Genomic DNA, 18,021 nt, shown 5'->3' with positions numbered 1-18,021 from the left:
GTCTGAGAAAGCCGCTGATGCTCAAGGGCGGGGGCCGACTCCAGCCGCCCGGGTGGGGCGGCCCGAACGACGTCGCAGTCAATGACGTGTACGCGGGTGAGGGCTGGTTGGCCTGGGCTGAGGGCCTTGTCCCACCGTGAGTCGGCGGGGATCATGACCGCGTGCAGCACTCAGAGCAACTCCATGAACTACTCGCACGCGCCGGACTGACGGTCGTCGAGGACGTGCGCCCGGGCCGCCTGTTCCCGCCGGAGGCCGGCTGGCGGATCGCGCGGGGGATCGCGGCGCCGGACGGCGCGGCCCGGGAAGCGCTCGATGCCGCGTGGTGGCGCCGTCTTCGCGATGACGACGGCGAGTTCCTGTTGGCCGTCCTCAGGCACCGGATCGGCGGCAACGACTCCTGGTGGACCCGGGTCCGGCACACCGGGGGCGGCGTGCCGGAGTTGACCGGCGACCCCGGGTTCGTGGCGCTCTCCCTCGACGGGCAGGTGCTGCTGGCGGAGGTGCCCGGCGCGGACGGGCCTCGGGTGACGGCCCTCGACCGACTGCCGGAGCGGCTGGAGGAGGCCGCCGCGGCCGCCGGGCGCGAGACGGAGGTCGAACGCGCCGAGGTGTGGGCGGCGGTGCCCGGCCGACGTGCGTGGCCTCTGCACTGGGCGGAGGGGATCGGGTTCAATCCGGCTGCGACGGACGAACTGCTGATCCGGCTGCTGGATGTGGAGGAGGGCTTCCTGCACGGATGCGACCGGCCCGCCGTCCTCGACGCCGCCGTGGCGCACCCCGATCCGCGGGTGCGGTCAAGGCTCGCCGACACCTTTCGGCCCAAGCTCACGTCCGATCAGTGGGTACGCCTGGTCCGCGCCGAGCCGTCGCCCGATCGACGCGTGCTCTGGGCGGAGCACGCCTGCGTCTGGGGCGCCGAACTCCCCGAGGACCTGTACGACGACCTCCTCGCCGGCCCGTGCCGCGCGCGGGCCGCCGAACTCCCGGGGCTCCCCGCACAGCACCTCCCTGGCCTCGCGGCCGACGCCGATCCCCGAGTTCGGGCGGCTGCCTGTGCCCGGTGGGAGGAGCTCGCTGCGCCGCTGCGGGAGCAGCTGCTGGCCGACACCGACCACGCCGTGCGAACGGCTGCGCTGCTCGCCCACCACACCGGCGTACCCATGCCTCGCGAGGTTTTCGCCGCCCTGCCCGACCCGCGGCGGGCGCTCGAACGGTGCCGCCTCGCGCCCGAGCTGGAGGCGGAGTTGGTCCGGGACGGGGACGCGGAGGTACGTCGGGCGCTGGCCGCCAACCCGGGCCTGGGCGCGCACGGCGTCGCCGTGCTGGCGGAGGACCTGCAGGATGACATCCGCTCCGCGGTGGCGCTGCGCCCCGACCTCACGGAGGAGCAACGTGCCGCGGTCCGCCACGACTTCGACCCGACGTCCATGTCGCGCACCCTGCCCTGGGTCGAGGACCTGCACGGCGACGCCGACGCGATGCGCCGCCTCGCCGCGTCGTCCCACCCTGTGGTCCGCCGCAGTGTGGCTCGAGCCCGGCACCTCCCGCCGGATGTCGTGGCGCGCCTGGCGCGGGACGGGGACCGGGTGGTCCGCCTGTTCCTCGCCGAATCGTGCGAGGACGCGCCGGCCGAGATGCTGCTGGAGGTCTGGCGCTGGTGGGACGGCAGCTTCAGCCACCCCGACCGGCCCCGCAGCCACCCCAACTTCCCCCGTGCGGGCCTGCTGCGCTACACCGCCGACCCCAGCGGGCGAATGCGCCGCCTGGCCCTGGACGATCCGGAGTCGACAACGGCCGACGTCGCACGCCTGGCCCGGGATCCCGAAGCCGAGGTGCGCCGCCGCGCGGCTGAGGACCCCCGGCTGTCACCGGCCGACGCGGTGCGGCTGCTGAACGACTCGGAGGCCCACGTCCGCGGCACCGCGCTTCGCAACCCGCGGCTGCCGGCCCGCGTCCTGGCCGGGCTGTTGCACGACCGCGACACGGCATGCGCCGCGGTCACCAACCCGGCGATCCCGGTCTCCGTCCTGCACCGCATCCTTACCACGGCTGCGACAGCCCCGCGCTGAACTCCGGCACGCCTAAGCCGGCCACCCCTGCCCCAACTCCGCGAGCACCCGCCGTACACGGTCGTACGTGCGCCGCCAGCGCACCTGCGGGGTTGGCCGCGACGTCGTTCGGGCGGCCTCACCCGGGCGGCTGGAGTCGGCCCCCGCCCTTGAGCATCAGCGGCTTTCTCAGACTCCGGCAGAGACCTGCCCATGCCGGCACGGGGACCGCTTCGAGCGGTCATGGATCTTCACGAAACGGGGCCGCTTCGAGTCGTCATGCCGGGGCCGAATTACGACGTCGTAGCCACACGGTGATCGGGGTGACGAAGGTGACGTTCTGAGGGTTGGTGGCGTGCGCGTTGCGCACCCTGATCACGGTCTTGCCCGTGTTGGCCACCTGGTTGCCGTTGACCGTGTCGGCCGTTCGCCAGGGCGGTCAGAGGGCGGGCATGCGAAAGCCCGGCGCACTGGCCGGGCTCCGGGGGCAAGGGCCTGGGCGATGTCCGCGAGGTCCCATAGGGCGATCGGCTGGCCGCATCGGGGGTTGGGCTGGTAGTCAGCCGCCGTGATGCTGTGACGTGCGGCCCAGGTGCGGAATGAGCTGGGCTTCACGCCGAGGCTGTAGGCGGCCAGGGCGGTGGTGACGAGGGGCCGTCCGTCACGGCCGCGTTCGGTGGTCATGCTTCCGATTGTCACTGGTGACAAGCATCAGGCTTCCGGCAAGGATTCAAATTCCTTGATGCGGGCCTGGATCTCCTCGTGACCTGCAATATCTGATGGAAGTCGGGTGGATGACCACAACTGGGCGGTGACGAGCATGTCGACCTTGCATCCCTCAGCGAGGGCCAGGTCAGTGCCTCCCAGACTGGCTTCATCCAGGTGCGCTCCGAACAGGCGGGCTCCCTGCAGGTGGGCCTCGGACATGTCTGCCCCTTCCAGGTGGGCTCCCATCAGGTCTGCCCCTTCCAGGTGAGCTCCAGACAGCTCCGCGCGCTCAAGATGTGCTCCACGGAGGGACGCGCCTTCCAAATGGGCCTCGGGAAGGCGCGCTCGTTCCAAGTGAGCTCCCATCAGAATCGCGCGTCGAAGATGAGCTCCAACCAGGATCGCGCGCTCCAAATGAGCCTCGTGAAGGTTGGCCCCTTCCAGATTAGCTGCACGGAGGTCAGCTCGTTGGAGACGTGCCTCGTAGAGGCTCGCTTCAGCCAAGTTCGCGTCGGCCAAGTTCGCTAGCTCCAGATTCGCCCTGCGCAGATCCGCGTTTGCTAGACGAGCGCCCGACAGGTCGGTGCCGCAGAGGTCTGTGCGCGCCAAGTCGATACGGAACCGCTCCTCACGCACCGGCCTTCGACCCAACACGGTGAGTGCCGCCTGGATTTCCTGAGGTGGGCTGAACTCGACGCTCCTTTCGGCGTCTTCGCTATCTTGCTCTTGCGCAGGCGCCTTTTCCCGGACGAAAGCCGCCAGCACGGCGACGACGGTTGCGTGGTCCTTCTCGGAGTCCCGCATGATGCGCTCCAGCGAGTAAATCCCGCCGAGTCGTTGGGGGAGGTTGTCAGAGGACAGAAGTTTGATCGCCTCGACATAGCGCTCGGTGACCTGAGCCTCCCGAGTCAGCTCGGCCTGTTCGCGGTCCTTCTCACGTGTGTGCTCGAAGAGTTTCTCGGTGTGCTGGTGACTCTTATGCGTGTAGTACAGGCCGAGGGCTGCGACAGCTCCGGCACCCAGGGCGACGAGCATGGTGCGGAAGCCGGTGATCACGACGCCGTCAGCAGGTTGGAGGTTCTTCGTCCGCAGATGCGCGCCATCGACCCACCACGGCCCTTTCCAGAGCAGCAGCGCGTATCCGATGACCACCGCAGCCAGTACCACGGCGACCACGATCCGCTTCGTCTTCGGCTTCATGGAGGCAGCATGGTCTCACCTGCGGCCGCTCAACCGCCGAACGGCGAAGCTCAGAGCAGAAGTTGAGGTACCACCACGCCGTGTAAGTACGACGTCCTCTCACCTTGAGCTTGGACCGCAACGAGCCGCTACGGCCGGGATGCGTCCGCGTTGGGATCTCCGGCCTCGCGCATCAGCTCCCGCATCTTCTGGTCGAAGACCGTGCGGAGCGGTTGCCTGTCGACATCCACACCGTCATCGGGAACGAAGTCCCAGTCGTAGCCGACGCTGCCGGGTCTCCCGCGGCGCTGTACCACTCGGACGCCTTGTCCGCCTCCGAGCTCGATGCGATGTTCCGCCACGGTCCGGTCCGGCACACGCGCCTTCAGCTCGGGCCCAAACGCTGCCACCGTGTTCCGCCCCACGGGCAGGAGCGCCACTGTCGTACCGTCCCAGAGGCGAATCTTGACCAGCCGCGCCAGCCGGTCGGCGGCATAGACCGCGCTGGCGACGAGGTCAATCGGATCCCGGCGTTGCATACGCAGCCTCGCAGTTGTACCCCGAGCAGCGGCCCTCCTGCGCATCCGCGGCCCTGTACGTGTCCGCAAGCGGCGAGATCCGCCGCTGCCCCTACAGCAAGTCAGGGGCGAACGTCCGCGCACCTCGCGCGGAGATCAGCCGCTTTCTCCACGCTGAACCCCACGACCGGACTACCCCAGAGCGTGCGGCCATCTGCCGCGCCGACGACACCCCGTGAGTAGACGATGACGAACTCAGTCACTGCACCAGAAGAGTTCATCGAACGGTGGCGAACTCCTCCCAACCTGCGCGTCAACAACGTCCTCACCGCCACCGGCTTCACCTTCCCGCCTGCCCTCGACGTCCTCGACGCGATCCGACAGGACGAAGAAGTGCGTTTCACCATCCTCGGAGACGAGGACTGGTCCGTGCGTATGGACCGCACGTCGGCCTTCCGCACAGCGCCGATCGAAGAAGTGACCACCTGGACCTTCCGCCTGGTCCACTTCAACCTCACCCGCTTCTACGACGGGATCCTCGCCGGATTCCAAGAGCAGGTCATGATCCCCTGGCGAACCCAGCTATCGAGCTGGGGGTTCACCAACGACAACTCACACGGACTCGTGTGTCAGATCGAAGGCACCAAGACCTTCCACAGCTACAAGGACCCCGACCGATACCTCACGGCCGAAGCCGCTGTCGTAGGCGAGACCACCGCAGAGGAGCTGCCCGAACACGACCCGGCCAACCGTCAATCCGTACGGATGGGGCCGGGGGACCTGCTGTGGAGCCATGCCCTGACCCCGCACCGGGTGACCACCGAGTCCCCGCTCGCGATGAGCGTCACCCTCTCTCTCATGGCGGTCTGTGCCACCAGGGCCACTTCGCGGACCGTGAATTGGCACTCCGTGCCTACTGGGATCAACACCCCGACGAGGCATGGAAGCTGGATCTGCGCAACGTCCGTTACTGACCGGGCCGGAGGCCGCCGCACCGTTCAGAGGTGCGGCGGCCCCTGCTGCTTTTTTTTGGGGGGGTAACTACGCGGTTCCGGCTCAGGTCACCGCAGCCGTCGTACGTCGATGGACCAGATCCCGCGCCCGTGCGTGGCCGCGTACAGCCGCCCGTCCGGGCCCGTCTTGAGCTGGAGCACGGCCGTGGTCGGCAGGTTGGCGCCGGCCACCTTCCATCCGGAGGACTTCGGCGTGCGGACCAGCACCCCGAGGTCCGTGCCCAGGGCGATCGTGCCGTTCTTCAGCAGGACCACCGAGTTGGCGGGCACGTCCGGCAGGTTGCCGGAGACGTCCGTCCAGGTTGCGCCGCCGTCCTTGGTCTCGAAGAGGTGGCCGACGCCCGCGCCGGGGCCCTCCGTCCACTTCCGGGAGAAGCCGTTGACGGCGAGCAGGACGTGGTCGGAGTCCGCCGGGTCGACGGCCAGCCCGGACAGGTAACGGTTGGGGACCTTGCTGTCGACCGGCAGGTTCAGCTCGTGCCAGCCGGTGCCGTCGGCGTTGCCGACCGCGACGCCCCGGGCGAAGCCCTGGTTGTTGCAGGGGCCGCACCAGGCCGCGTACACCTTGCCGCCGGAGGAGGCGACCGCCGTGGCCGTGCGGCCCTGGCCCAGGTCGAAGGCCTCGAACCACTCGCTGCCGCTACGGATGCCGTAGCCCTTGGTGTTGACCCACACGTGCCGGCCGCCCGCGACCCAGGTGTTCTTGTTCTTGATATCGGCGCTCAGCGGCGCGATGAAGCGCGCCTCGGCCGTCTTGTTGTCGGGCGGAGCCACCGAGTACGACGTGGCCCCCGCCGGGTCGTCGATCCAACTTCCGTCGTTCACCGCGCAGTTCTGCGTGACGGACACCGAGAGGTACACGTACTCCTCGGCGATGTTGCACCCATTGTCCGGGTCGGTGATGGTGTCGCCGCCGTCTCCGCCGAAGTTGGAGCCCATCACCCGGTCGCCGGGTCGCAGCATCGACTGGCCGTTGTCCTGGAGGCCGCCGGTGACCGCGATGCCACGCGAGGCCGGGTCGGTGCCGACGCCCACCGAGTAGTACTGCAGGGCGTCCATCGTGCCGTCGTTCAAGGAGGTCCAGTCGGTGGCGTGGCCGTCAGAGCCGGCGCTTCCGTTCACCGGACGCCGGTAGACGCCGCCGTCGTTGCCGACGAGGACGTACGGCTTGCCGTAGTAGCTGCCGATCGCCACCGCGTGCTGGTCGGGGTGCGTGGTCTGCGGGCAGTCGCCGGACTGCTTGGCCGGGTCGATGGACCAGCACTCGAAGCCGAAGTTCCAGTACGGGCCCGGGACGGTCCAGGTCTTGCCGCCGTCCTTGGTCTCGAAGACCTCCTCCAGGCCGGCGTACACATGGTCGGGGTTCTTCGGGTCGACGGTGAGGAACTGGTTGTACCAGGCCTGGATGCCGGGCTGGTAGCCCTCGCCGGTGAGCGCCGATCCGGAGTCGCGCAGCTGCTTGTAGTCGGCGATCTTCGTCCACGGTCCGGTCGGCGAGCCGGACTTGGAGGCGTAGATGCCCGCGAGGCCGCTGTCCGGGTTGCCGGCCATCTGCTGCGGCGACTGGTCGATGGCGTAGTACCGCGACCCGTCCGCACTGCGCGCGAAGCTGACGTTGCCGACGTACTCGGCGTTGGCCGGCAGCTCCCCGAGATCGGTCAGCCGCTCCCAGCTTCCGCTGCGCCCCTTGGCGTAGAAGCCGTTGTAGGTGTCGCCGCTGCGCCAGCCGACCGCGAGGACGACCTTGTTCGGGTCCTTGGCGTCGATGGCGATGTCGCTCGCGATGTTCTTGTACGCGGCGCTCTCGTCGTCGTCCTTCGGACCGCCCGGCAGATAGTCCGGGTTGGGCGCGAACTCCAGCTTCCAGGGGCCCTTGAACGTCTTGGTGCTGTGGCTCCAAACGCCCCGCGTGGTCGCCGCCCACACCTTGTCGCCGGCGAACCTCAGCGCGTTGATGGACGTCGACTCCAGCTCGTCGCCGCCGACCCGGTCGCGTCGGCTGAACTTGCCGTACCGCGGGTCCTTCAGGACGTAGACGCCGGTGCCGAGGAAGGCGGTCGCGCTGGTGTTGGCCTCGCCGGTGGCGTACCAGAGGCGCCCGCGCGGGTCGAGCTGGAGGTCGCCGGTGGACAGGGCGGGCAGCTCGTCGGAGATGTTCGTCCAGTGGCCGCCGCCGGTGCGCGACCGGAAGACGCCGCCGTTGGCCGAGCCCGCGTACACGTAGCCGCGGTCGTCGGCCGCCATGCCGGTCACCCGGCCGGTCACCTTGCCGGCGCCGCCACTGGAGTTGGAGTTGATGTCCCGGTAGCGGGGGTCGTCGGCGTCGTACGGCAACCGGGTGTCGTTACGCCAACTTCCCTTGGTGTCAGGCAGGTTCAGCATCTCGCCGAACGCCGCCCCGAACGCGCCCGGCGCCACGATGCCGCCCGGCGCGGTGCGGGCCTGTGCGTACTCCTCGGCCCGCGCGGCGATGTGCTCGTTCTCCTCGCCGCCGTCCCCCGGCTCCTCTTCCCCTGGTCCCTCTTCCTCCGAAAGCGAAAGGCCCCCCTGCCGTTCATGCAGGAGGGCCTGTTCGTGCAGGATGCGGACGCCGAATGGGGCGTCGTCGCCGCCGGGTGCCGCCTGGGCCTGAGTGACTGTCAGACCCAGTGCGGCGGAGGTGGCGAGCACCGCCCAAATGCGTCTCGCTCGCCGACCGCTGACTGCCATGAAGTGCCTCCCCTAAGAAGCGCGTGGTGCACATGACACTTGATGTGGACCAGCTTTGAGCAAAGGGGAGTTGCGGAAGAGCCGAAAACGGCAATCAATACGTAAAGATTCCCCAGTGGCGTCCCGACACCCGATCGGCCCACTGCGCCACGCGTGACGACTGCGCACTGCTTGTGGAGAGTTCACCGGTCCGCCACGCGAGACGCGGTGTGCAGGGCCGTGCATGCCGAGCCAACGCAGCGACTACCACCCCCCTTTCACACAGTGCCCGGTCCTCTCATGACCTAGGCATGGCACCACCGCGGCGAGGGACATGAGGCTGAAACGGGCGTTTCTACATCGAATGCGTGACCGGATCGGGTGCTGATCGTTGGGCGGGTGACAGGTCGAGCGGATGTTTCCGCTTGCGGTGGAGGTACGGGGCACGCGAGCAGTGCCGTCAGCTCGCGGGGCGTCACACCTTGGCCTCACCGCCTTCGCCGCGCGCACAGCTGCACCGTGGTCAGGACGTCGTGGACCGCGGTCGACTGCTCGTCGGGGGCGGTCTCGTCGTTGATCTGCGCGGCGCGGCGCTCCAGGGCGGTGACGTTGGCGGAGTTGTCGATGGTGGCGACACCGTTGACCGTCACCTTCAGCGGCTCAGCGACGAGTACGGCGAGGCGTTCGTGAAGCACCTCCAAGGCGACGGCCTTGGCTGAGCGAAGGCGTTCGTAGCGGCTGATGAGGTCGTTGGGATCGGTGTCGGGCCGAGCTGGGCTTGGAGCCAGCGCCGTACACCGCTGTTCACACAGGTCCTCGAACGTGGCGGCGAGGAGAAGCGCGCTATCGGCAGCTCCCCGCCGCACGGGCCGACCCTGGGCGGGCGCGGTTACGGCACTGACGGTCCTCCCTCGCGAGGCGCCTGGCAGCGGCGGTCACGCGTTCCAAGAAGGCCCGTACCTACTACGTCGAGGCTCATGTGGTGGGCGATTGGGCTTTCTGAACAGCTGACGCCCCTCCAACCACCCAGGCCCGAATCATTCCTCGGGAGGCCACACCCGTGGCCCCATTCCCGCGAACAAGGAGTATTACCTGCCATGTCGTCAATCCTCATCACTGGCGCCTCCAAGGGCGTCGGCCGTGCAACCGCCGCCGAGCTCGCCAAGCGCGGCCACCGCGTCATCGCGACGGCGCGCGACCCCCGCTCGCTCGACGGTCTCGAGGTCGCCGAGCGCCTGCGTCTCGATGTGACCGACCAGGCCAGCGTCGATGCAGCCATCAAGGACGCCGGGGAAATCGACACCCTGATCTCCAACGCCGGTGCCATCTTCGCCGCCGCGGTCGAGGCGAGCCCGCTGGACGAGATCGAGCGCCTCTACTCCCACAACACCGTCGGCGCGATCCGCGTGACGCAGGCCGTACTGCCGCAGATGCGTCAGCGCAACAAGGGCCGCCTCATCTTCGTCTCCAGCGTCGGTGGACGCACCGTCCACCCCAGCCAAGCTGCCTCGCGGCCACCAAGTGGGCGCTCGAGGCGTTCGGTGAGACGCTGGCGCTCGAGCTCGCGGGCTTCGGCATCGACGTCACCCTGGCCGAGCCGGGCCCGATCAGCTCGGGCGCGCTGGACGACGTGTTGTCCTACCGTCTCCCGGACGACCCCTACGCGGCGCTCCTCGACGGCCCCGGGATCCCGGCCGAGATAATGAGCAGCCCCGAGCAGGTTGCTGCAGTCCTTGCCGATCTCGTCGAGCGCCCGGAGGTCCCCCTGCGTGTGCCGGTAGGCCCGGTCGCCGAGCACGTGATCAATGCCCGCAACTCGGCACCCTGGGACCGGCCCTTCGTCCTCGACTGAACACCGCGCACGGTTCCCGGGGCGAGGAGACCAGCGAGGAACTCTGGATGATCAACGGGCTCGTGCCGTCCTCGGGCGGCTCCGCCGATGAAGGGGTCTGGGCCAAGGAAACGCCGGGTTCCCCTTACTGAGCACACTGGGTTCGACGAGGATCTCCGGCGGCCGCGAGCAATCCCCGCGCCGGCGAGGACCACCCGAGGGTCGGCACCGCGGAGTGTCCAGACTGCCGGTCTTCGTGACGACGCCACCGGTCAGCGATCCGGTCCGGAAGGTTCGATCCCTGACCTCTACCGTCGGTCTCCTGCCCGGGGCAGCTCTTCGCCGACGGGAGTCGGACTGATCACGCACAGACTGTTCGGCGTGGTCGGCCTGGCACTCCCGTCGGCGATATGGGCGCCGGCTCCTCGATGGCCAACGCCGCCCGCCAGATCTGCACGGTCCTCGGCGCCGCGGCGCTCGTCGCGATCCATGGCGGAACCCCCGCCCATTTCCTACAACCCAACCCACGACTACCAAGGACTATCGACATGGATTTCCTGATCACCGCTGGCGCATTCAAAAAAGCGGGAGCCGATGCCTACCGTGAGGAGGAGGACCGAGTACTCGACGAGCTGCGCGCCGAAGGCGTCGTGTCGGCGGCCTACCGAAGGACTGACGGCGTCGGCGTGCTCGGATTCGCGCACGGTACCGATCTCGCTTCGGTGAAGGCAAAACTGGCGCGGCTACCGTTCGTCGCCCACGGCTTCATGGAGTTCGAGTTTGTCGAGGTCGTGCCGGTGTGAGCCGGTGCCTCACCTCCGCCGTCCCGGGCCGCGATGCCTCGGCCGGCCCGCCGAAGGGTGGCGCATGACGATCGCGCTGGTGCATGGCGTCCCCGAGACCTCGGCGGTATGGGACTTATTGGTCGAGGAACTCGTCGCACTCGGCCACGACGAGCCGCTGCGCTTGTCGCCGCCGGGGTTCGGTGCGCCGGTTCCCGACGGCTGGGCCACCACGGTCCACGACTACGAGGCTTGGCTCGTCGGCGAACTCGAAGACATCGGCCGCCCAGTCGATCTCGTCGGCCACAATTGGGGCGGCGGCCACGTCTTGAATGTCGCGATGGCACGCCCGGACCTCGTCCGCAGTTGGGTGGCGGACGTGGTCGGGGTGCTCGACGAGGACTACGTCTGGGACGACCTCGCTTAGCAGTGGCAGACGCCGGGCCTGGGTGAGGAGGTGATCGCGGCGATGACCGCGCAGCCTGCCGAGGAGCGGGCCGCATTCCTTGCCGCCGGCGGAATGCACCCGGTGATCGCCGAGCGCATCGCCCCGCGAATCGACGAGGCGATGGGCGCGTGCATTCTGCGCCCCTACCGTTCGGCGGCCCAGCCGGTCATGGCCGAACTGGGTAAGGGGCTGGAGGCTGCTGCCGCCCGTCCCGGCCTGGCGATCCTGCCGGCCGAAGATCACGGTGTCGGCACCGACGGACAGAACCGGCGCACGGCCGCCCGTGCCGGGGCGCCGGTCGAGGTCTTGGCTGGACTGGGCCACTGGTGGATCACCGAGGATCCCCGCCGCGCGGCGTCGCTGCTCAGCTCGTTCTGGTCGTCGGTGCCGTAGAAACAGCTGTTGGTTCTGAGGATGCCGGTTAAGCGAGCACCGAGCTGCTCGCTTAACCATCCACATTCGTTGCAACGACCGCTTGAATCCACGGCCGCCGGGGCGGCGCTCTCCGCGCACTTCAGCGTGTTGCGCGCACCGCGCTCGCTGCCGAGCCCGATCGTCGTGACCCGCTGACCTGGGTCAAGGGCGCCGGTCCCCAACCGGTCCCCAACTGGTCCCCGAGAATGATCAAGGGCCGGTTTCGGATGCCTCCGAAACCGGCCCTGACCCAGGATTTGAACCTGCGACCCCTTGACCCCCAGTCAAGTGCGCTACCAAGCTGCGCCACGTCCCGGTGCCTGTCGCGCGGTGAACCGCGTGATCACGCAGGTCAACCCTACCCCATACGCGGCCTGCCCCCATCAGTTGGACCCCTTGACCAATAATTGCTCTCATCTATAATTGACCAGCACAATGACCAGCTCTCCCCCATCACCGGACCACCCCACGGGCCGCGACCGATCGGAGCCCCATGTCCCTCCTGGCCCGGCCCGCGGTGGCCACCCTCGTCGCCAAGGCGATGCAACGTGTGACCGTGATGGCGGACCGCCGTTCCGGTGGTCGGGGCTCCGCCGCCGCCTCGCACGCGCGATTTCCCGAATACCCGCGCAAGGTACGTGAGTTGACGATTCCCACGTCGATCGCGCCCGCCCGGGCCACCGTGTACCTGCCCGCCAACGCCGAGCCCGCTCCCCCGGTGCACGTCAACTTCCACGGCGGCGGCTACGTGATGACGCTGACCGAGCTGGACGACCCACTGTGCCGGTTCCTCGCTGCCGAGGCGGAGGCGGTCGTGATCAACGTGGACTACGTCGTCGCACCGCAGCATCCATTCCCGGCACCACCCCGGCAGGCGTACGAGGTCGTCCGGTGGGTCGCGGAACACGGCGCCGAGGAGGGCTGGGACGGCGACCGGCTCACCGTGGGCGGGCAGAGCGCCGGCGGCGGGCTCGCGGCGGCCGTGGCGCGGCAGGCCCTGGAAGAGAGCGGACCCTCGATCGCGCTCCAGGTGCTGCACTATCCCCCGCTCGACCTGGCGACCGGCCCCAGGAACAAGCGCGCCGCCATCGCCAAGCCGATGCTGCGCCCCTGGATGGGCGACGTCTTCGACACGTCGTACGTCCCGGACGTGCGACGGCGCCGCGACCGGCTCGTGTCCCCGGCGCATCCGTCGGACACCGCGGACCTGAAGGGCATCGCCCCGGCCCTGGTGATCACCGCCGAGTACGACCTGCTCCGAGCCGAGGGCGAGCGCTATGCCGAGCGGCTGCGGGGAGCGGGCTCACTGATCGAGCACCATGACGTGGCCGAGGCCGATCACGGGTACGACGGGAACGACGACCAGAAGGCGCGGGAGGTGTACGCCGTGATCGCCCGGCACGTGCGGGAGGCCACCGGAAGCCGCACCGTCTGAGGGTACGGGCAGCCCTGCTGTTGACGGCTGGTCACTCTTCCGGGCATGCGGCGCCCACGTTCACCGGGACCGGCGGAGGGGTTGAGCACACGTCGGTCGAGGACCAGACGGGCTCACCCCCCGGGCCGGGCGTCGCGGCGCTTCTGGCCACCTCGCCCGAACTCCTGGGAGCCGCAGTACTTCTGGCCCCCCTGCCCGGGCTCCCGGATCTCCCCGCGGCGAACCCCGCCATCAGCAGGGCCACGGCCACCACCACCCACCAAGGCAGGCCGGCCGTGGCCATGTACCCGACGACGGCTACCACCGCGAGAAGTGCGGTCACGTCTCCGGTCCCCCTTCACCGTTCAACCCCATTTGCCCCGGACGTACCAAGGGCCGCCCTGCGTCACAGCGGGCATATGACGCAACAATACGCGAGACAGTCGTATATCCCAGTTCGGCTGATCAGTACATATGACGGACGCCAATCAGTGTGCGCCGATCAGCTCCTGCTCACTGCCGGCAGGGGCCGCTCGCTTGGCGCCGCGCAGTGCGGCGACGCCGATGAAGACCATGGACGACAGGCCCGCGAGGGCGAACGCGGTGAAGCCCCAGTCGCCCTTGTTCGCGGCGAGCAACTGGCCGCCGAGCCACGGCCCGAAGACCGCGCCGAAGCGACCCATGCCCGAGGTCCACCTGACGGCGATCGCGGGGCGCCGAACCGGTCGGAGGCGCGTCCGGCGACCAGCAAGCCGACGATGCCGCCGAGGTTGAACAGGACCACGAAGGTCAGCGCCGAGCCGAGGCTGTAGCCCTCGCTGCGCATCAGGGTGGGCAGCCAGGTGGCGACGCCGTAGACGAGGAGCAGTCCGCCGAAGGAGGCCGGCCAGTACAGCAGGGTCTGGGTCCACTCGCCGCCCCTGAAGAGGTTGGCCAGGGAATGCCAGCGGTCGGCGGGAGCCCGCTCGCCGGCCTCCTCGCTGCGGCCCTTGGCGACCAGGAAGCTCAGCGACTCGGGCAGGAACTTGGCCAGGACCGGCACGAAGAGCAGCGGGAGCACGCAGCACCAGAACGCCGCCCGCCAGCCCAGGGGTTCGACGACCCACAGGGCGACGTAGGCGGAGAGGATGCCGCCCGCGTGGTGGGCGGTCACCGATACCGGCGAGCGTCCGGCCGAGGCCGAACACCTCGACGCTGCCCGCCATCGCGCACAGCCCGGAGGCCAGGGAGAAGAGCGCGACGCAGGCGACCATCAGCTTCTTGCGCCCCATCCGGTCGGCGAGTGGGGCAGCACCGAGCCGTGGATGAACATGTCCAGGCCGTCGAAGAGGACGGCCGGCCAGCACAGGCCGACGGCGAGTACGGCCACAGCTCGACAATCCGGCAGCGTCTGAAGAAGCGCCGTCTCAGGCGACCGGCGGTGTTCCGTGCGTGTGGAAGGAGTCGATCGTCTTCAGGCCCCACGCCTGTCCCTTGGCCCGCTCGGCCTCGGTCCAGGTGATCAGCGGCCAGTCGGGGGCCAGGACGAGGCGCGTGAGCGGGTTGCACAGTTCGATGCGGTTGCCGCCGGGCTCGTAGACGTACAGGAAGAACGTCTGCTGGATGGCGTGCTTGTGCGGACCCGTCTCGATGAACACGCCGCTGTCGATGGCGAGGTCGGCGGCGCGCAGGATGTCCTCGCGGGTGTCGGTGGCGAAGGCGATGTGGTGCAGCCGGCCGGCGGAACCGGTCCAGTCCGAGGTGTAGACGACGTCGTACGACTTGTCGGTGAAGGTCAGCCAACGGGCCGCGATCTTCCCGGAGTTGAGCTGGATCTGCTCGGTGGGCCGGGCGCCCAGCACCTGCTCCTGGAACTCGGCGTTCGCGAGCACGTCGGCGGCCAGGAAGTTGATGTGGTCGAGCCGTCGTACGCCGACACCCCTGTTGGGCTTGGCCTGCGGCTGGTTCTTCAGCGCGGGCCTGAGCTCCTCCGGCGCCCGGTAGTACTCGCTCTCCCAGTACAGGGCGTGCTCGTGGCCGTCGGGGTCGGTGGTGAGGTACAGCTTGCCGATGCCGGGCTCGTCCTCGACCCACTTGCCGGAGCCGCCTGCCGCCTCGATCGCCTTGATACGGCGGTGAAGTGCCTCCTCGCCGGAGGTGCGCAGGGCGAGGCGGCCGAGGCCGGGCTGTTCGCGGGCCGTGAGGACCAGGCTGTGGTGCTCGTAGTCGTCGAAGGTCCGCAGGTAGACCGTGTCGCCGTCCTGGCCGTTGACCGTGAGGCCCAAGTAGTCGGTGAAGAAGGCGACGCTGGCGTCCAGGTCGGGGGTGAACAGCTGGGCGTGGCCGATGTGGGCGATGTCGCCGAGCGGCGGGGTCATCGGGCGCCTCCGGGGGTGGGTGCGGGGAGTGGGGCCGTCTCGGTGGACCGGGGGAAGACGGTGCCGTCGAAGATCTTGCGGGCCGTACGGACGACGGCGGTGCGGCGGGCGGTGGGGAGGCCTGCGGAGTCGGTGCCGAGGCTGCTCTCGATGTCCAGGAATCCCGTGGGGTGTTCGATGCGGACGCGATCGCCGTCGGCGGGCAGTTCCGCGAGGTCGGCTCCTACGCCGCCTTCGACGCGCAGACCGGCGGCGACACTGGCGGCGCCGAGTACGCCGATCGATGTATGGCAGCGGACCGGGATGAAGGTGCGGGTGGTGACCGCGCCGCCGTCCCGGGGCGGGGCGAGCAGGGTGAGCTTGGGGACGGTGCTGTCCGAGACGTCACCGAGGCCCATCAACTTGCCTGCCGTCAGCCGGAGTTCACGCAGACGCCCGGCGAGCACGAGGTTCTCCTCCAGGTCCCTGGGCGCCTCGTAGCCGGTGACGTCGAGCGCGGCGGCCGGGATGAGGACGGTCGGCATGCCGTTGTCCACACAGGTCACCGGGATGCCGTCGATCACCTCGCGGACGTTGCCGGTGGGCAGCAACTTCCCGGTGCCGGGCGGGAATTCGATCACCACGGGGGCGGCCGAGCCCGGCACACCCGAGATCTCGGCGTCGCCCGTGTAGTCGACTCGGCCGCCCGGCGTCGGGAAGGTCGCGGCGGCGAAGTCGCCGGTGTTGACCATGCGGATGCGTACGGAGGTCCGCTCCTCCCCCGCCGGGACGAGGCCGCGCTCCACGGCGAACGGCCCTACGCCCGCGAGGATGTTCCCGCAGTTCTGACGATCACTCACCTTCGGGCGGTCAAAGGCCACTTGGAGGAAGAGGTAGTCGACATCGGCGTCCGGATCCGACGAGGGCGAGACCACCGCGACCTTGCTGCTGAGCGGGTGCGCCCCGCCCAGGCCGTCGATCTGCCGCTCGTCCGGGCTGCCCATGACCCGCAGCAACAGCTCGTCGCGCAGGGCGGGTTCGGCAGGGAGGTCCTCGGCGAGAAAGTAGGCGCCCTTGGAGGTGCCGCCACGCATGAGCATGCAGCGGACCTCCACGGGCCCGGTCACGGCTGCGCCCCCTCGCGGACGTACTCGTCGTAGGACTTGTACGTCACGCCGAGCCGTACGAGCGTCTCGCGCAACCCGTAGCGGTCGAGGCCGAGTTGGCCTTCGAGGAACGCGGCGCGCGTCGCGGCCTCCGTGGCCTCGCGGGCCTCGGCCTTCTCCACCGTCGCTCGGGCACGCTCGCGGGGTACGACCACCACGCCGTCGTCGTCGGCGAGGATGACGTCGCCGGGGCGGATGACCTGGCCGTCGATGGCGACGGACACGTTCACCGAGCCGCCGGTGGCCTTGACGGTGCCTTGTGAGCTGACCGCCCGGGACCAGGCGGCGAAGCCCATCTCGCGCAGCTCCTGGGTGTCGCGGATGCCGGTGTTGATGACGACACCGCGCACGCCGCGTTGCTGCAGGGCGGTCGCGAACAGCTCGCCGAACAGGCCGTCCGTGCACGGGGACGTGGTGGTGACGACGAGGATGTCGCCCTCGCCGCACTGCTCCACGGCGGCGTGGATCATCAGGTTGTCGCCTGGCCAGCCGAGCACGGTGACGGCGGTGCCGGCGACGCGTACGCCCTGCTGGACGGGCCGGATCTCCGGGCCCAGCAGGCCCGTCCGCCCCATGGCCTCGCTCACCGTCGCCACGCCGAAGCCGGCCAGCGCGTCGACGTCCTGCAGCTCCGCCTTGGGCGGGTTGGTGACGATCACGCCGCTCATGCCAGCTCCTTGGCGATCTGCGGGTAGGGGCGCATGTACGCCTCGGCCATGGTCTTGTGGGCCAGGCCCAGGTTGGGGCCGGCGTTGCGCTTGAGCTGGACTCCGCGGCGGACGGCGAGGTCGGTGTAGTAGTCCCACAGGTGCTGCTGGGCGCCGAGGCACTCCATGGCCTTGCGCTTGGTCTCCCAGACCTCGGTGATGTCGAGGAGCACCTCGGGCTTGAAGCCGCTCATCTCGGGCTGGTGCGGCTCGAAGTAGAAGACGGGCGGGGCGCCGATGATCTCGCCGGGGCCCGGGTAGCCGATGGCCTGGGCGAGGACACGGGCCTGAAGGGCCATACGGTTGGCGGCCGGGTGATCGCCGTTGTACGGGTCCTCGGTGGGGTGGGTGAGGACGACGTCGGGCTGGGTCTCGCGGTAGACCTCGACCAGCTGGTCGGTCAGCTCGGCGGTGGCCACCAGCGGGTAGTCGCCGGCGTCGAAGAAGCGGACCTCGGCGCCGAGGGTGGCGGCCGCACGCTCGGCCTCGTCCCGGCGTATCGCCTTGATCTCGTCCAGCTTCCTGCCTTCCCGCCAGGCCTTGGCGGACTCGCCGCGCTCGCCGAAGGTCAGGCAGGCGATGGTGACCTTCTCCCCCCGGGAGGCGGCCAGGGCGATGGCTCCGCCCGCCCGCCACACGAAGTCGCCGGCGTGCGCGGTGATGACGAGGGTGGAGCGTGATGGGCTGGAGGGCGCGTTGGCCTGGGGCATTGCTGCAATCTCCTTGGTGACAGGTGCGGCGCCCGCCTCGCCACGGCTCCCGGCCC

Annotated in this window: 17 protein-coding genes and 1 pseudogene; 8 read left to right on the top strand and 10 right to left on the bottom strand. The window is 69.5% G+C overall.

Annotation, left to right across the window (positions count from 1 at the left end; genetic code table 11):
- The first annotated feature begins 161 nt into the window (after window positions 1-161).
- The gene (locus ADL12_RS37625; RefSeq protein ID WP_062711290.1) at window positions 162-2,072 is read left to right on the top strand and encodes a hypothetical protein; all 1,911 of its coding nucleotides are present in this window, start codon (window positions 162-164) and stop codon (window positions 2,070-2,072) included.
- 256 nt (window positions 2,073-2,328) lie between these two features.
- On the opposite strand, the gene ADL12_RS57880 is transcribed toward ADL12_RS37625, so the two are convergent.
- From ADL12_RS57880 to ADL12_RS37615, 3 genes are all read right to left on the bottom strand, one after another.
- Entirely contained in the window at window positions 2,329-2,451 is a 123-nt protein-coding gene (locus ADL12_RS57880) for a hypothetical protein (protein ID WP_279617188.1), read from the bottom strand.
- Between the two features lie 311 nt (window positions 2,452-2,762).
- Window positions 2,763-3,959 carry a pentapeptide repeat-containing protein gene (locus tag ADL12_RS37620; RefSeq protein WP_063806780.1) on the bottom strand — a complete coding sequence of 399 codons (1,197 nt, stop codon included), beginning with the start codon at window positions 3,957-3,959 and terminating at the stop codon, window positions 2,763-2,765.
- 128 nt (window positions 3,960-4,087) lie between these two features.
- Complete coding sequence (locus tag ADL12_RS37615; RefSeq protein ID WP_062711287.1) at window positions 4,088-4,477, bottom strand: hypothetical protein; 390 nt, start codon at window positions 4,475-4,477, stop codon at window positions 4,088-4,090.
- A gap of 225 nt (window positions 4,478-4,702) precedes the next feature.
- Here ADL12_RS37615 and ADL12_RS55200 point away from each other — a divergent pair, with 225 nt between their 5' ends.
- On the top strand, window positions 4,703-5,497 hold the full coding sequence (locus ADL12_RS55200; protein ID WP_167364455.1) for a hypothetical protein: 795 nt from the start codon (window positions 4,703-4,705) through the stop codon (window positions 5,495-5,497).
- A gap of 20 nt (window positions 5,498-5,517) precedes the next feature.
- On the opposite strand, the gene ADL12_RS37605 is transcribed toward ADL12_RS55200, so the two are convergent.
- Window positions 5,518-8,178 (bottom strand): hypothetical protein, encoded by a 2,661-nt coding sequence (locus ADL12_RS37605; RefSeq protein ID WP_062711285.1) that lies wholly within the window; start codon window positions 8,176-8,178, stop codon window positions 5,518-5,520.
- Window positions 8,179-8,645: 467 nt separating this feature from the next.
- Window positions 8,646-8,852, bottom strand: coding sequence for a hypothetical protein (locus ADL12_RS37600; RefSeq protein ID WP_159053400.1), 207 nt, complete (start codon window positions 8,850-8,852; stop codon window positions 8,646-8,648).
- 282 nt (window positions 8,853-9,134) lie between these two features.
- On the opposite strand from ADL12_RS37600, the gene ADL12_RS37595 reads away from it, so the two are divergent.
- The 6 genes from ADL12_RS37595 to ADL12_RS37580 all read left to right on the top strand — a co-directional run bounded on the left by ADL12_RS37595 (window position 9,135) and on the right by ADL12_RS37580 (window position 13,067).
- Window positions 9,135-9,860 (top strand): SDR family NAD(P)-dependent oxidoreductase, encoded by a 726-nt coding sequence (locus ADL12_RS37595; RefSeq protein WP_341846393.1) that lies wholly within the window; start codon window positions 9,135-9,137, stop codon window positions 9,858-9,860.
- Complete coding sequence (locus ADL12_RS57180; protein WP_244188192.1) at window positions 9,788-10,009, top strand: hypothetical protein; 222 nt, start codon at window positions 9,788-9,790, stop codon at window positions 10,007-10,009. Before ADL12_RS37595 ends, ADL12_RS57180 begins: the two co-directional genes overlap by 73 nt.
- Window positions 10,010-10,398: 389 nt before the next feature.
- Window positions 10,399-10,791 (top strand): hypothetical protein, encoded by a 393-nt coding sequence (locus ADL12_RS54465; RefSeq protein ID WP_159053399.1) that lies wholly within the window; start codon window positions 10,399-10,401, stop codon window positions 10,789-10,791.
- A gap of 64 nt (window positions 10,792-10,855) precedes the next feature.
- Entirely contained in the window at window positions 10,856-11,197 is a 342-nt protein-coding gene (locus tag ADL12_RS57175) for an alpha/beta fold hydrolase (protein ID WP_244188186.1), read from the top strand.
- Window positions 11,198-11,227: 30 nt separating this feature from the next.
- Entirely contained in the window at window positions 11,228-11,611 is a 384-nt protein-coding gene (locus tag ADL12_RS57170) for a hypothetical protein (protein WP_244188185.1), read from the top strand.
- 514 nt (window positions 11,612-12,125) lie between these two features.
- Window positions 12,126-13,067 (top strand): alpha/beta hydrolase, encoded by a 942-nt coding sequence (locus ADL12_RS37580; RefSeq protein WP_062711276.1) that lies wholly within the window; start codon window positions 12,126-12,128, stop codon window positions 13,065-13,067.
- 467 nt (window positions 13,068-13,534) lie between these two features.
- On the opposite strand, the pseudogene ADL12_RS37575 reads toward ADL12_RS37580, so the two are convergent.
- The 5 genes and pseudogenes from ADL12_RS37575 to ADL12_RS37555 form a co-directional block, all read right to left on the bottom strand.
- Window positions 13,535-14,433 (bottom strand): annotated as a pseudogene (locus tag ADL12_RS37575) (MFS transporter).
- Window positions 14,434-14,452: 19 nt separating this feature from the next.
- Window positions 14,453-15,403 (bottom strand): catechol 2,3-dioxygenase, encoded by a 951-nt coding sequence (locus ADL12_RS37570; RefSeq protein ID WP_062711273.1) that lies wholly within the window; start codon window positions 15,401-15,403, stop codon window positions 14,453-14,455.
- A complete protein-coding gene (locus tag ADL12_RS37565; protein WP_062711270.1) occupies window positions 15,400-16,509 on the bottom strand; it encodes a 4-oxalomesaconate tautomerase in 1,110 nt (369 codons plus the stop codon). The genes ADL12_RS37570 and ADL12_RS37565 overlap by 4 nt, the downstream gene beginning before the upstream one ends.
- A complete protein-coding gene (locus tag ADL12_RS37560; protein WP_062711267.1) occupies window positions 16,506-17,216 on the bottom strand; it encodes a 4-carboxy-4-hydroxy-2-oxoadipate aldolase/oxaloacetate decarboxylase in 711 nt (236 codons plus the stop codon). The genes ADL12_RS37565 and ADL12_RS37560 overlap by 4 nt, the downstream gene beginning before the upstream one ends.
- Window positions 17,213-17,965 carry a PIG-L deacetylase family protein gene (locus ADL12_RS37555; protein WP_062711265.1) on the bottom strand — a complete coding sequence of 251 codons (753 nt, stop codon included), beginning with the start codon at window positions 17,963-17,965 and terminating at the stop codon, window positions 17,213-17,215. The genes ADL12_RS37560 and ADL12_RS37555 overlap by 4 nt, the downstream gene beginning before the upstream one ends.
- Between the last annotated feature and the right edge of the window lie 56 nt (window positions 17,966-18,021).

It is taken from the genome of Streptomyces regalis, assembly GCF_001509475.1.
Lineage (GTDB): Bacteria > Actinomycetota > Actinomycetes > Streptomycetales > Streptomycetaceae > Streptomyces > Streptomyces regalis.
The sequence above is the reverse complement of the archived record's forward strand: the minus strand, read 5'-3'. Positions and strand labels throughout refer to the sequence as shown.

Excerpts from the sequence above, each read along its gene's own strand:
- ADL12_RS37620 (WP_063806780.1), bottom strand. The coding sequence starts at position 3,959 with ATGAAGCCGAAGACGAAGCGGATCGTGGTCGCCGTGGTACTGGCTGCG.
- ADL12_RS37615 (WP_062711287.1), bottom strand. The coding sequence starts at position 4,477 with ATGCAACGCCGGGATCCGATTGACCTCGTCGCCAGCGCGGTCTATGCC.
- ADL12_RS55200 (WP_167364455.1), top strand. The coding sequence starts at position 4,703 with ATGACGAACTCAGTCACTGCACCAGAAGAGTTCATCGAACGGTGGCGA.
- ADL12_RS37605 (WP_062711285.1), bottom strand. The coding sequence starts at position 8,178 with ATGGCAGTCAGCGGTCGGCGAGCGAGACGCATTTGGGCGGTGCTCGCC.
- ADL12_RS37595 (WP_341846393.1), top strand. The coding sequence starts at position 9,135 with ATGTGGTGGGCGATTGGGCTTTCTGAACAGCTGACGCCCCTCCAACCA.
- ADL12_RS54465 (WP_159053399.1), top strand. The coding sequence starts at position 10,399 with ATGGGCGCCGGCTCCTCGATGGCCAACGCCGCCCGCCAGATCTGCACG.
- ADL12_RS57175 (WP_244188186.1), top strand. The coding sequence starts at position 10,856 with ATGACGATCGCGCTGGTGCATGGCGTCCCCGAGACCTCGGCGGTATGG.
- ADL12_RS37580 (WP_062711276.1), top strand. The coding sequence starts at position 12,126 with ATGTCCCTCCTGGCCCGGCCCGCGGTGGCCACCCTCGTCGCCAAGGCG.
- ADL12_RS37570 (WP_062711273.1), bottom strand. The coding sequence starts at position 15,403 with ATGACCCCGCCGCTCGGCGACATCGCCCACATCGGCCACGCCCAGCTG.
- ADL12_RS37560 (WP_062711267.1), bottom strand. The coding sequence starts at position 17,216 with ATGAGCGGCGTGATCGTCACCAACCCGCCCAAGGCGGAGCTGCAGGAC.
- ADL12_RS37555 (WP_062711265.1), bottom strand. The coding sequence starts at position 17,965 with ATGCCCCAGGCCAACGCGCCCTCCAGCCCATCACGCTCCACCCTCGTC.